Genomic DNA, 13,407 nt, shown 5'->3' with positions numbered 1-13,407 from the left:
CTTAGCGGTATTCGCACAGGTAGGCGGTGTCTACGGCGACTTTGAGCTGGAACTTGCTGTTGGCCGGTACGGTGAACTGGCTGCCGCCCGCGAAGGTTTCCCAGTTTTCGCTTCCCGGCAGTTTGACGGTCAGGGCGCCGGCGATCACGTGCATCACTTCCAGCTGGTTGGTACCGAACTCGTACTCGCCTGCAGCCATCACGCCAATGGTGGCCGGGCCTTCAGCCATGCCGAAGGCGATGGATTTGACGGTGCCATCGAAGTATTCATTGACCTTGAACATCTGCAGTTCCTCGATAAGGGGATTTAAAAGGCTGGCCGCCAGTAGCGACAGGCCATAGAAAAAGGCCCGCCAGTATGCCCAAGCGGTTTTTCTTCGTCATCTGCTTTGCACAGGCAAAACCAGTGGTAATAGCCGGGCGGTATTGCGTGCATCGGTCAGGGCGCGGTGTTGCTGGCCCTGAAACTGCAGACCAGCCAGATTCAATGCCATTTTCAAGCCAATCGGGCTGGGCAGCTGGCGGGCTTCGGCGAAGCGCTTTTTCAGGTTGATGTGTGAAATCTGGCTCAGGTAACTCTCCAGCCCATGGGCGCGCCATTCCTGTTCAAACTGACGGCGGTCGTAATCGCCCCAGCTGACCCAGCCCGCTAGTTGCGCTTGATGGGCCAGCAGCCAGCGTTCGAATTGTGCACAGACCGTACTCAGTGGCGCGGCGGCATCGACATCGGCCTGGCTGATCTGCGTGAGCTGACGGCAAAAGTGTGTCAAATGCGGGCGTCGAGTCGGGCGGACAAAACGCTGAAAGTGCTCGACCTCATGGCCATCACGGGTGACCAGGCAGGCGCCGATTTCGATGATTTCCATTTCTGTGACCGGCCAACCGCCTTCTTCGGTGGTCGCTTCCAGGTCGATTACCAGCCAATGCTGCATAAGCCCTCCTTAGCGTGCCGCGAGTATGGAAGCAGTTTTAACCTTGGGTAAAGCCTCTTGGTGGGGTGACTCATACAGTTTTGCCCGATGGCTGTACTGGCGCTGGTCCCATGTGACGGGCATGCTTGCTGCCGGGTTCGTATCTGCCGCGAAGTGGGGATATGGGGTTAAGCAGAAACGTGCGCTGTCGATTGCGTATGAAGGTAGAGGTGGATATGGCAAAGCTGGCGTTTATCGGGCTGGGCGTGATGGGTTACCCGATGGCTGGGCATCTGGCGCGTGCCGGGCATCAGGTGTGTGTGTACAACCGCACCGCCGCCAAGGCTGCGCAGTGGGCCGCCGAATACGCCGGCAGCCACGCGCCCACCCCGCGTGAAGCGGCCGCGGGGGCTGAGTGTGTGATGGTCTGCGTGGGTAATGATGATGATCTGCGCAGTGTGGTACTGGGCGAGCAGGGCGCTTTTGCCGGCATGCAAGCCGGTGCGGTACTGGTCGATCACACCACCGCCTCGGCCCAAGTCGCTCGCGAACTGGCCGAGCAGGCCGCTGTCCGCCAGCTGGGTTTTCTCGATGCGCCGGTATCTGGTGGTCAGGCCGGCGCGCAGAATGGCGTGCTGACCATCATGGTTGGCGGCAAGGCTGTGGCCTACGCCAAGGTTGAGCCAATCATTCAGGCCTATGCGCGCATGACCCGTTTGATGGGTGAAGCCGGTAGCGGCCAGCTGACCAAAATGGTCAACCAGATCTGTATCGCTGGCCTGGTGCAGGGCTTATCCGAAGCGCTGCATTTTGCTCAGTGCGCAGGCTTGGATGCGCAGGGTGCCATGGAAGTGATCAGCAAGGGGGCGGCACAATCCTGGCAATTGGATAATCGTCATAAAACCATGCTTGCCGGTGAATTTGAACATGGTTTTGCCGTCGATTGGATGCGCAAGGATCTGGGGATTCTGTTGGCGGAGGCGCGCAGCAATGGCGCACAACTGCCTGTAACGGCGTTGGTCGACCAGTTCTATGCCGATGTGCAGAACATGGGCGGCGGTCGGTGGGATACATCAAGCCTATTGGCGCGGCTAAGCGGCCGTAAATGACTGAGACAATGCGCCATCTGTCTGTTCGATGGCGCATTGTCTGGTATTCAGCGATCGCGGACTATACTCAGCACGAGGCCCGTCAAGAGTCGGTTTTTTTGCTTTCTCAGACATTCGGTCAATGCCATGGATGGACAATTTGCGTTCAGTGAAGAAGCCTCCTTTGTCACCCCAGACGAAACAGTTTGGCGCGTATTGGCGGTCGATCGTGATGATGACTTCCAGCGTGCAATGGCCTTTGTCTTCCGTGACATTGAATTGCTCGGCAGCCGCGTTGAGCTGATTCAGGCCGCCAGTTGCCATGAGGCCGAACAGATTTTGGCCCACCATAAAGACATTGCGCTGGTGATGTTTGATGTGGTGATGGAAAGCGAAGCAGTCGGCCTTCGGTTGATCAAATACCTGCGCGAAGAAATCGATAACAGCCATACACGAGTCGTCCTTTTGGCCGGTGAGCCCGGCAGAGCGCCAGCGCCAGCGCTGATGCGTGATTACGACATAAATGATTGCTGGAACAAAAATGAGCTTGATGCAGAGCGACTACTGAACATTTTGACCGCAGCCGTGCGTGCTTATGCGCAATTACGCACAGTGGCCAAAGCCCGTCGCGGTCTGCAGATGATTGTTGAGTCAAGCAATACGTTGTTCTCTTGTAAAAGTCAGGTTGAGTTGGCTGGACGGGTCATCGTTGAAATCAGCCAACTGTTAAATCAAACAATCGATGCGTTGGTGTGCATGCGACTTGATGGATCAGCCATTAGGCTTCCTATCGATGCGCTGATTGTGGGGGCCAGCGGCTGTTATGCACGCTCTTTGAACGTAAAACTTTCTGGCTTAACGGAGCCTGAGGTGTTGACCACACTGCAGCAGTGCTTCTGCACACAACAAACTCAGCGTGTGCATGGCGGGGCGGTGATCTTCCTACCTCGTTTACAAGCCGGTACTGACTATGTGTGTTATCTGCGCGGTGAGCATGATCTTGACGATACTGAGCTGGAATTACTGACTGTTTTCAGTGCCAGTATTAGTCGCTGTTTTTCCAATGTAGCGTTATTCAGCCGCCTGGAAAACATGGCCTATCAGGACGATTTGCTCAATATTCCCAACCGAAATGCGTTGATCCGTACCTTGGATACGACACTGCATTCTTCGGGTATAGCCAAGCAGGTGCTGGTGCTGATTGATATCGATAATTTCTCGGGGGCCAACACAGCATTTGGTACCGGGTACGGTGATTACATCTTGGGGGTTGTCGCCAAAAAATTGCGCGATGCATTTAGCAGTGAAGTGTTTGTTGCGCGCGTGCGTGACGATGTATTTGCCATTTTGGGGCCGCAAAAGCTCATATCTGCTGCTGAGATAGTGGCCTTGTTCGGCAAGCACAAGCGGCCCTATGAGTTGGGGCAGGTTAATAGCCTAAGCAGTGTCACCATGCATTTAAGCGATTTCAGTGGCTCGGCCAGAGTGGCTCTGCAGGATGCGCTATTGACCCTCAAACAGGCTAAACGCCTAGGGCATGACCAGCACAGTATTTATGACCCTGGTCTGCAAAGCGCGCACGCCGAATCCTACCGCTTACTGTTGGCGTTACGTGATGCTGTCGACGCGGGGCATATCAGTGTGGTGCTGCAGCCGCAGGTTGACCTGTTGACCCAGCGTGTGACGGGGGTAGAAGCGCTGGCGCGCTGGTACAAAACAGATGGCAGCATGGTGCCGCCTCTGAGTTTTATCCCTTTGGCTGAAACGACAGGTTATATCTTGCCACTGGGCGATTTGCTGATGCGTTTGTCCTTGCGGGCCGCCAAGCAGTTAGCGGATGCGGGGTATGCGCACATCCGTGTCGCCGTTAACGTCTCTGCCCCTCAGCTGCTGCAGCACGACTTTATTGAGCGGTTTAGTGCCCATTTGAAAATGACGGGCGTATTGCCAGCGCAATTAGAAGTCGAAATTACTGAGTCTGTGGCGATGGGCTCGTTCGATGTTGTCTGCGAGAGGCTGAGTGCCTTGCGGGCCATGGGTGTAGAGGTGGCTATTGATGATTTTGGGACAGGATTTTCATCGCTGAGCTATTTGCAGTTATTGCCTGCGGATCGATTAAAAATTGATCGCAGCTTTGTTATGCAAATTGGTTCTGTTAGTGACCAGCAAATGATCGCTGAAGCCGTTATCCAGATTGCTTCGAGGGTGGGCATGCAAGTGATAGCTGAGGGCGTCGAGACCCCGGAACAGGCTGACTGGATGCTTAAGCATGGCTGCCCGCAGGCGCAGGGCTATTTGTTTGCTAAGCCCATGGACTGTGCCGCGTTATTGGTATGGCTGGGGAAGAACCCGGCCAATAGATCCTAAATCCAGGTTTGTGATCCTTTATCAGCGTTTTTGAGCAGCATTCGCCGTTGGCCTAGGTTGCTAACCTACTATCAAGTCATGAGGTAGCCTCGTAAAATCCAGTGCTTTGCGCTGTTGAGGTTGGTTGTCATGAATTGTCGCGCTGGTTGTGGTGCTTGCTGCATTGCACCTTCTATCAGTTCTCAGATACCCGGGATGCCTGACGGCAAACCTGCTGGTGTCCGCTGTGCTCAATTAGACAGCCATAACATGTGCTTGATATTCGGTCAGCCAGAGCGCCCCAAGGTGTGTTCTTCCTTTCTCGCGGATGAAGAAGTATGTGGTCACTCGCGTGAAGAAGCGATTCTTTTGATTGGCTGGTGGGAACAGAGTACGGCTTTCTAGGCATGAATTGTCTAGTAGGTGTTGGTCGCAGAGTCGGAGAGATCATTTGAGAGCGCTGGTATTAAGCCTTGGTCTTTTGTTTCTGAGTGGGAGCTTGCAGGCTGAACCCTGGAAATTAGTTAAGGACGAAGCCGGTATTCAGGTGTATCTAAAACCTGATAACGGTTCAGATTTTCATGTTTTCCGAGCTGTTACACGCATGCGCTCAACACTCGATCGGTTGATTGCGCTTCAAAATGACGTCGTTCAAGCATGCGCTTGGATGCATGCATGTAACCAACAGCGATTGCTGGCTCAAGAAGGTAACGTGAGTTGGGTTTACAGCCAGTTCAGTGCACCTTGGCCTATAAAACCGCGCGATTCGATTGTGCGGGTGACGACTGAGGTTGAGGCGGGTGGTCGAGTACTACGTATTTTGCAGGGCGACACTGAGTATTTACCGCGTTCAGAGGGGGTTGTTCGTGTCAGTAAAGTGGACGGTTTCTGGCAGTTTACCGCGCAAGGGGAGAGCGTCGAGGTAATCTATCAGGTGAGTTCAGATCCCGGCGGTAGTGTCCCTGCCTGGTTGGCTAATAGCTTTGTGGTGGATGCGCCGTATAACACGTTATACAAGCTCCGACAGTTAGCCGAATAACCATGGCATGGAAATGAAAAAGGCTGCCCAAGGCAGCCTTTTTCTTCAGCGTGGAAAATTACTTTTTCATATCACGCTGCTTGTAGCCGGTGTACAGCTGGCGCGGACGGCCAATCTTGTAAGGGCTGGAGAGCATTTCCTTCCAGTGCGAGATCCAGCCGACGGTCCGCGCCAGAGCGAAGATTACGGTGAACATGCTGGTCGGGATACCGATGGCCTTGAGGATGATGCCCGAGTAGAAGTCAACGTTCGGGTACAGGTTGCGTTCCTTGAAGTAAGGGTCGGTAAGTGCGATCTCTTCGAGGCGCATCGCCAGCTGCAGCTGCGGGTCGTTAGTGATGCCCAGTTCCTTCAATACTTCGTCGCAGGTCTGCTTCATCACAGTGGCGCGCGGGTCGCGGTTTTTGTAAACGCGATGACCGAAGCCCATGAGTTTGAACGGATCGTTCTTGTCCTTGGCCTTGGCGATGAATTTGTCGATGTTCGAAACATCGCCAATCTCATCCAGCATGCTCAGTACGGCCTCGTTAGCGCCGCCGTGGGCCGGACCCCAGAGGGCGGCGATACCAGCAGCGATACAGGCGAACGGGTTGGCGCCCGAGGAGCCAGCAAGACGTACGGTAGAAGTGGAGGCGTTCTGCTCATGGTCCGCGTGCAGGATAAAGATCTTATCCATGGCTTTGGCCAGTACCGGGCTGATCGGTTTGATCTCGCACGGGGTGTTGAACATCATGTGCAGGAAGTTTTCCGCGTAGTTCAGGTCGTTACGCGGGTACATCATCGGCTGACCCATGGAGTACTTATAGGTCATGGCGGCGATGGTTGGCATCTTGGCCACCAGGCGCATGGCCGATACTTCGCGGTGATGCGGATTATTGATGTCCAGCGAATCGTGGTAGAAGGCCGAAAGTGCGCCGACTACACCGCACATGATGGCCATCGGGTGAGCGTCACGGCGGAAACCGTTAAAGAAGGACTTCAGCTGCTCATGAACCATGGTGTGGTTCTTGATGGTGCTGACAAACTTAGCTTTTTCTTCTGCATTCGGCAGTTCACCGTTTAGCAGCAGGTAGCAGGTTTCCAGGTAATCGGATTGCTCAGCCAGCTGTTCAATGGGGTAGCCACGGTGCAGCAGGATGCCCTGGTCACCATCAATATAGGTGATCTTCGATTCGCACGAAGCGGTGGACATAAAGCCAGGATCAAAAGTGAAACGGCCCGTGGCAGTTAAGCCCCGTACGTCAATTACATCGGGACCAACGGTGCCAGTTAAAATGGGCAGCTCGACGGGGGCTGCGCCCTCGATGATCAACTGCGCTTTTTTGTCAGCCATGTGTGGCCTCCTAGTTATGCTTGAAATCATCTGACTGCCCCCCACGCAGGGCCCGCACCACTATAGTGGGATAAATTCGAATGTCAATTTGCGAAAACCCAGATGGCAGAAGGGTTTGCGGGCGATTTTAGGGTGCGTTAAGGGCTTCTATTACGCCATTTATTAACGCGGTGCAATGCGCTTTTAGGTAGGGGGCTTTGCGTTGTCATTAGTAACCTAACTGTCTATACTCTGCGCCCAGCTACCAAGGGCTTTAGCCCGTATTTTGGTGGTTGTCACTCCTTGGGTGATGGGTACCTGACCAGTGCACCTCCCGACAACTTTGCCCTGATAGTTAGGGGCTCTCAGTGTGATAAAAAAGCCGTGAATAGCCAAAGACCTGTAAACCTAGACCTTAGGACGATCAAACTTCCTATCACTGGCGTTACGTCATTCCTTCACCGCGTTTCTGGAATCATTCTGTTCTTCGGCATTGCCGTGCTGCTGTATGGGCTCGACAAGTCGCTGGCATCAGCAGAAGGTTTTGCCGAGGTGAAAGAGTGTCTGACCAGCCCGCTGGCCAAGTTCGTGATTTGGGGTTTGTTGTCCGCTCTGCTGTACCACCTGGTGGCTGGTGTACGCCACTTGATCATGGACCTGGGCATCGGTGAGACGCTGGAAGGCGGCAAGCTGGGCTCGAAAATCGTTCTGGTCGTTTCGACGATCGTGATCGTGCTGCTGGGGGGTGTGGATATGGTAACCAACGTCACTAACTTCTCGCGCTCCGGTCTGTATGACTGGATGGCACAGCGTGTGTCGGCTGTCGTCCTCGCGGTTTATGTGCTTTTTCTGCTCGGTTTTGTAGTGGCAAACCCTGGTCTGGGTTATGCCGAGTGGCATGCACTGTTCTCCAATAACGCAATGCGCATCTTCAGTCTACTGTCCCTGGTGGCGCTCAGCGTTCACGCCTGGGTTGGCATGTGGACCATTTCCACCGACTACCTGACGCCGATGGCGCTGGGTAAGTGGGCGACTGTAGTGCGTTTTCTGTTCCAGGCCGCGTGTGGCGTTGTCATGTTCGCGTTCTTTGCCTGGGGCGTGCAGATTTTTTGGGGTAACTGATCCATGACAAGCATTCGCACTCTTTCTTATGACGCCATCATCGTGGGTGGCGGCGGCGCGGGTATGCGCGCTGCACTGCAGTTGGCTCAGGGGGGGCATAAAACCGCAGTGGTGACCAAGGTCTTTCCGACCCGTTCGCACACTGTATCTGCTCAGGGTGGCATCACTTGCGCCATCGCTTCGGCCGATCCGAATGATGATTGGCGCTGGCACATGTACGACACCGTTAAGGGCTCGGACTATATCGGTGACCAGGACGCTATCGAATACATGTGTTCTGTGGGGCCAGAAGCCGTATTCGAACTCGAACACATGGGCCTGCCGTTCTCCCGTACCGAACAGGGGCGCATCTATCAGCGTCCGTTCGGTGGCCAGTCCAAGGGTCCGAACAACCCAACTCAGGCTGCGCGTACCTGCGCGGCGGCCGACCGTACTGGGCACGCACTGCTGCACACCCTGTACCAGGCCAACCTGAAGGCCGGCACCTCGTTCCTCAACGAGTGGTACGCAGTGGATCTGGTGAAGAACCAGGATGGCGCCATCGTCGGTGTGATCGCCATCTGCATCGAAACGGGTGAAACCGTCTACATCCGTTCCAAGGCTGTGGTTCTGGCCACTGGCGGTGCCGGTCGCATTTACGCTTCCACCACCAACGCTCTGATCAACACCGGTGACGGCGTGGGCATGGCCCTGCGCGCTGGTGTGCCCGTGCAGGATATCGAGATGTGGCAGTTCCACCCGACCGGTATTGCCGGTGCAGGTGTACTGGTTACTGAAGGTTGCCGTGGTGAAGGTGGTTATCTCATCAACGCCCATGGCGAGCGTTTCATGGAGCGCTACGCGCCGAACGCCAAAGACTTGGCGGGCCGTGATGTGGTTGCCCGTTCGATGGTCAAGGAAGTTATTGCCGGCAATGGCTGTGGCCCTGACAAAGACCACGTACTGCTGAAGCTTGATCACCTCGGCGAAGACGTCTTGCACAGCCGTCTGCCAGGTATCTGCGAACTGTCGAAGACCTTCGCCCACGTTGACCCGGTTGTTGCTCCGGTGCCAGTGATTCCGACCTGCCACTACATGATGGGCGGTGTGCCGACCAACATTCATGGCCAGGCCATCACTCAGGATGCCAACGGTAACGACAAAATCATCGAAGGCTTGTTCGCTGTAGGCGAAGTGGCGTGCGTATCGGTACACGGTGCCAACCGTCTGGGCGGCAACTCGCTGCTGGACCTAGTGGTATTTGGTCGCGCTGCTGGCCTGCACTTGGAAAAAGCGCTGAAAGAAGGCGTGGAAGTGCGTGGTGCCAGCGAAACCGACATTGAGCTGTCGCTCAAGCGTCTGGCCGGCGTCAACGAGCGCACCAGCGGCGAAGATGTCGCCCCGCTGCGTAAGGAACTGCAACAGTGCATGCAAAACTACTTCGGTGTATTCCGTACCGGCGAGTACATGCAAAAAGGTATTACCCAACTGGCCGACCTGCGTGAGCGGATCGCGAGCGTCAAGATCGCGGACAAGAGCCAGGCATTCAACACTGCGCGTATCGAAGCATTGGAACTGCAAAACCTTCTCGAAGTGGCAGAAGCCACTGCGATCGCCGCCGAGGTTCGTAAAGAATCCCGTGGTGCTCACGCTCGTGAAGACTTCGAAGAACGTGACGACGAAAACTGGCTGTGCCACTCCCTGTACTTCCCAGGTGAGAAGCGCGTGAGCAAGCGTTCGGTCAACTTCTCGCCGAAGACAGTTCCAGCGTTTGAACCCAAGGTCCGGACTTATTAAGGGTGCCTGATATGTTGCAAGTCAGTGTATATCGTTACAACCCGGAGAAAGATGCTGCTCCGTTCATGCAGGATTTCCAGGTCGACACCGGTGGCAAGGACATCATGGTTCTTGACGTGCTGGCGCTGATCAAGGAACAGGACGAGGGTTTCTCCTACCGTCGCTCCTGCCGTGAAGGCGTTTGCGGTTCCGACGGAATGAACATCAACGGCAAGAATGGCCTGGCCTGCATCACTCCGCTGTCCGCAGCGGGGCTCAAAGGCGGCAAGCTGGTGATTCGCCCGCTGCCTGGCCTGCCGGTCATTCGTGACCTGGCTGTCGATATGAGCATCTTTTACAAGCAATACGAGAAGGTGCAGCCATTTCTGCAGAACGATACGCCGGCTCCGGCCATCGAACGTCTGCAGACACCGGAAGAGCGCGAGAAACTGGACGGTTTGTACGAGTGCATTCTGTGCGCGTGCTGCTCCACCAGCTGCCCGTCGTTCTGGTGGAACCCTGACAAGTTCCTTGGCCCAGCTGCGCTGCTGCAGGCTTATCGCTTCCTGGCGGACAGCCGTGACACCAAGACCGAAGAGCGTCTGGCGTCGCTGGATGACCCGTTCAGCGTGTTCCGCTGCCGAGGCATCATGAACTGCGTGAACGTTTGCCCGAAAGGCCTGAACCCGACCAAGGCGATCGGCCACGTACGCAACATGCTGCTGCAGAGCGGTACCTGATTCACAGTTGTTTGCTAGACCTGTAACACCTGCGGCGCTGGCTTCAACCCCAGCGCCGCACTTATAGCCAGGACTGCTGCTCACAAAGCGGTGGATCCTGATTTTGAAAAATATGACGACCAGCAGGGGCATCCGGGCTGGTGCCCGGACTATCTGCGGGATCCGTAGTGGCTTACCAGTCGCTGCTTCAGGACTGGCAAACCATGCGGTTTCTACGCCGGTGGTGTCCCCTTACCGAGGGTGACCAAGCATGCAAGAAAGCGTGATGCAGCGCATGTGGGACAGTGCCCACCTATCCGGTGGTAACGCTGCCTATGTGGAAGAGCTCTATGAGCTTTACCTGCACGATCCCAACGCTGTGCCAGAAGAGTGGCGCACTTACTTCCAGAAGTTGCCGACTGACGGCAGCGCCGCCACAGACGTATCGCATTCTACGATTCGCGATCATTTCGTTCTGCTCGCAAAAAACCAGCGCCGCGCGCAACCAGTGTCTGCTGGCAGCGTGAGCAGTGAACACGAGAAGAAGCAAGTCGAAGTGCTGCGCCTGATTCAGGCCTATCGCATGCGTGGCCATCAGGCTGCCCAACTCGATCCGCTTGGCCTCTGGCAGCGTCCTGTTCCGGCTGATCTGGCGATCAATCACTACGGCCTGACCGATGCCGATCTGGACACCACTTTCCGTACCGGTGGTCTGTTCATTGGCAAGGAAGAAGCTACTCTGCGCGAAATTCGCGATGCATTGCAGCAGACATATTGCCGCACCATCGGCGCCGAATTCACCCACATCGTCGATTCCGAGCAGCGCAGCTGGTTCCAGCAGCGTCTTGAAAGCGTACGCGGTCGTCCGCAATTCTCCGTCGACGTGCAGAGCCACCTGCTTGAACGTCTGACGGCTGCCGAAGGCTTGGAAAAGTACCTGGGCACCAAATACCCAGGCACCAAGCGCTTTGGTCTGGAGGGCGGCGAGAGCCTGATTCCGCTGCTCGATGAAGTGATCCAACGTTCCGGTTCCTACGGTACCAAGGAAATCGTCATTGGCATGGCCCACCGTGGTCGTCTCAACGTGCTGGTCAACACCTTCGGCAAGAACCCACGCGACCTGTTCGACGAATTCGAAGGCAAGAAAACCGAAGGCCTGTCCTCCGGTGACGTGAAATACCACCAGGGTTTCTCGTCCAACGTGATGACTGCCGGTGGCGAAGTGCACCTGGCGATGGCGTTCAACCCGTCGCACCTGGAGATCGTTTCTCCGGTGGTCGAAGGTTCGGTACGCGCCCGTCAGGACCGTCGTAATGACGCGATCGGCGAGAAAGTACTGCCAGTTTCCCTGCACGGTGATGCGGCATTTGCCGGTCAGGGTGTGGTCATGGAAACCTTCCAGATGTCCCAGACCCGTGGCTTCAAGACGGGCGGCACCATCCACATTGTGATCAACAACCAGGTCGGTTTCACCATCAGCAACCCGCTGGACTCTCGTTCCACCGAGTACTGCACGGATGTTGCCAAGATGATTCAGGCGCCGATCCTGCACGTGAACGGGGATGACCCAGAAGCCGTGCTGTTTGTTACTCAGTTGGCCGTCGATTACCGCATGCAGTACAAGCGTGACGTGGTCATTGACCTGGTCTGCTACCGCCGTCGTGGCCACAACGAGGCCGACGAGCCGAGCGGCACTCAGCCGATCATGTATCAGCAGATCACCAAACAGCGCACCACCCGTGAGCTGTATGCCGATGCTCTGACTGCTGCCGCGCGTCAATCGGTTGAAGAGGTTCAGGCCAAGATCGACGAATACCGCACGGCGCTGGATAACGGCCAGCACGTGGTCAAGAGTCTGGTCAAAGAGCCGAACAAGGAACTGTTCGTTGACTGGCGTCCGTACCTGGGCCACGCCTGGACGGCGCGTCACGATACGCGCTTTGAGCTGAAAACCCTGCAGGAACTCTCCAACAAGTTATTGGAAATCCCGGAAGGCTTCGTGGTTCAGCGCCAGGTGGCGAAGATCCTTGAAGACCGTCAAAAGATGGGTGCTGGTGCGCTGCCGATCAACTGGGGCTACGCCGAAACCATGGCGTACGCCACCCTGCTGTTTGAAGGCCACCCGATCCGTATGACCGGCCAGGACATAGGTCGTGGCACCTTCTCGCACCGTCATGCGGTGCTGCATAACCAGAAGGATGCCAGCGCGTTCGTCCCGCTCAAGACCCTGTACGAAGGGCAGCCTCAATTTGAGCTGTATGACTCCTTCCTTTCGGAAGAGGCTGTACTGGCTTTCGAATACGGTTACGCCACCACCCAGCCAAATGCGCTGGTGATCTGGGAAGCGCAGTTCGGTGACTTCGCCAACGGTGCCCAGGTGGTGTTCGACCAGTTCATTTCCAGTGGTGAGCACAAATGGGGCCGTCTGTGCGGTCTGACCATGCTGCTGCCGCACGGTTATGAAGGGCAGGGGCCTGAGCACAGCTCGGCGCGTCTGGAGCGTTATCTGCAGCTGTGCGCCGAGCACAACATGCAGGTTGCTGTGCCGACCACTCCAGCACAGATCTACCACTTGCTGCGTCGCCAGGTGATTCGCCCGCTGCGCAAGCCATTGGTCGTATTGACGCCGAAGTCGCTGCTGCGCCACAAATTGGCCATCTCGACCCTGGAAGATCTGGCCGAAGGCTCGTTCCAGACCGTGATTCCGGAACTGGATGCAATCGATCCGAAGAAAGTCGAGCGCCTGGTGCTGTGCAGCGGCAAGGTCTACTACGACCTGCTGGAGAAGCGCCGCAATGAAGGCCGCGAAGACATCGCCATCGTGCGTATCGAGCAGCTCTATCCGTTCCCGGAAGATGATCTGGCCGAGGCAATTGCCCCGTACAAGAACCTCAAGCACATCGTCTGGTGTCAGGAAGAGCCGATGAACCAGGGCGCTTGGTACTGCAGCCAGCATCACATGCGTCGCGTGGCGACAGCGCACAAGAAAGCGCTGTTCCTCGAGTACGCCGGTCGTGATGCCTCTGCTGCACCAGCCTGTGGTTATGCATCGATGCACGCCGAACAGCAGGAAAAACTCCTGCAAGACGCCTTTACTGTTTAACGCCTTCGCGCAA

The 13,407-nt window shown here is 56.1% G+C and carries 11 protein-coding genes and 1 pseudogene; 9 read left to right on the top strand and 3 right to left on the bottom strand.

Annotated elements, in window-relative coordinates:
* Position 1: 1 nt before the first annotated feature.
* Together OU997_RS18940 and OU997_RS18935 are read right to left on the bottom strand one after the other, a co-directional pair.
* Entirely contained in the window at positions 2–283 is a 282-nt protein-coding gene (locus OU997_RS18940; RefSeq protein WP_108488320.1) for a pyrimidine/purine nucleoside phosphorylase, read from the bottom strand.
* Between the two features lie 96 nt (positions 284–379).
* Entirely contained in the window at positions 380–931 is a 552-nt protein-coding gene (locus OU997_RS18935; protein ID WP_108488319.1) for an exonuclease domain-containing protein, read from the bottom strand.
* Between the two features lie 197 nt (positions 932–1,128).
* On the opposite strand from OU997_RS18935, the gene OU997_RS18930 reads away from it, so the two are divergent.
* The 4 genes from OU997_RS18930 (at position 1,129) to OU997_RS18915 (ending at position 5,383) form a co-directional block, all read left to right on the top strand.
* Entirely contained in the window at positions 1,129–2,019 is an 891-nt protein-coding gene (locus OU997_RS18930; RefSeq protein ID WP_256582988.1) for an NAD(P)-dependent oxidoreductase, read from the top strand.
* A gap of 126 nt (positions 2,020–2,145) precedes the next feature.
* A complete protein-coding gene (locus tag OU997_RS18925; RefSeq protein WP_267808038.1) occupies positions 2,146–4,365 on the top strand; it encodes a putative bifunctional diguanylate cyclase/phosphodiesterase in 2,220 nt (739 codons plus the stop codon).
* A 129-nt stretch (positions 4,366–4,494) separates the two neighbouring features.
* A complete protein-coding gene (locus tag OU997_RS18920; RefSeq protein ID WP_108488317.1) occupies positions 4,495–4,749 on the top strand; it encodes a YkgJ family cysteine cluster protein in 255 nt (84 codons plus the stop codon).
* Between the two features lie 46 nt (positions 4,750–4,795).
* Positions 4,796–5,383, top strand: coding sequence for an START domain-containing protein (locus OU997_RS18915; RefSeq protein ID WP_108488316.1), 588 nt, complete (start codon positions 4,796–4,798; stop codon positions 5,381–5,383).
* Positions 5,384–5,441: 58 nt separating this feature from the next.
* Here the strand turns inward: OU997_RS18915 and gltA are convergent, their stop codons facing one another.
* Positions 5,442–6,716, bottom strand: a complete 1,275-nt coding sequence (gene gltA / locus OU997_RS18910; RefSeq protein WP_267808036.1) for a citrate synthase — start codon at positions 6,714–6,716, stop codon at positions 5,442–5,444.
* A gap of 363 nt (positions 6,717–7,079) precedes the next feature.
* On the opposite strand from gltA, the pseudogene sdhC reads away from it, so the two are divergent.
* The 5 genes and pseudogenes from sdhC to OU997_RS18885 all read left to right on the top strand — a co-directional run bounded on the left by sdhC (position 7,080) and on the right by OU997_RS18885 (position 13,394).
* A pseudogene (sdhC, locus tag OU997_RS18905) lies at positions 7,080–7,455 on the top strand (succinate dehydrogenase, cytochrome b556 subunit).
* Positions 7,449–7,817: a succinate dehydrogenase, hydrophobic membrane anchor protein gene (gene sdhD, locus OU997_RS18900; protein ID WP_267808035.1), complete on the top strand. Its 369-nt coding sequence runs from the start codon at positions 7,449–7,451 to the stop codon at positions 7,815–7,817. Before sdhC ends, sdhD begins: the two are co-directional and overlap by 7 nt.
* A 3-nt stretch (positions 7,818–7,820) precedes the next feature.
* Positions 7,821–9,593, top strand: coding sequence for a succinate dehydrogenase flavoprotein subunit (gene sdhA / locus OU997_RS18895; RefSeq protein WP_108488313.1), 1,773 nt, complete (start codon positions 7,821–7,823; stop codon positions 9,591–9,593).
* A gap of 11 nt (positions 9,594–9,604) precedes the next feature.
* The gene (locus tag OU997_RS18890) at positions 9,605–10,312 is read left to right on the top strand and encodes a succinate dehydrogenase iron-sulfur subunit (protein WP_108488312.1); all 708 of its coding nucleotides are present in this window, start codon (positions 9,605–9,607) and stop codon (positions 10,310–10,312) included.
* Positions 10,313–10,562: 250 nt separating this feature from the next.
* Positions 10,563–13,394, top strand: a complete 2,832-nt coding sequence (locus tag OU997_RS18885; RefSeq protein WP_267808027.1) for a 2-oxoglutarate dehydrogenase E1 component — start codon at positions 10,563–10,565, stop codon at positions 13,392–13,394.
* Positions 13,395–13,407: the final 13 nt, after the last annotated feature.

The sequence above is a fragment of the Pseudomonas sp. SL4(2022) genome, from assembly GCF_026625725.1.
In the GTDB taxonomy this organism is placed as follows: domain Bacteria; phylum Pseudomonadota; class Gammaproteobacteria; order Pseudomonadales; family Pseudomonadaceae; genus Aquipseudomonas.
Note: the sequence above shows the minus strand (reverse complement) of the source record. Positions and strands in the feature narration are given on the sequence as shown.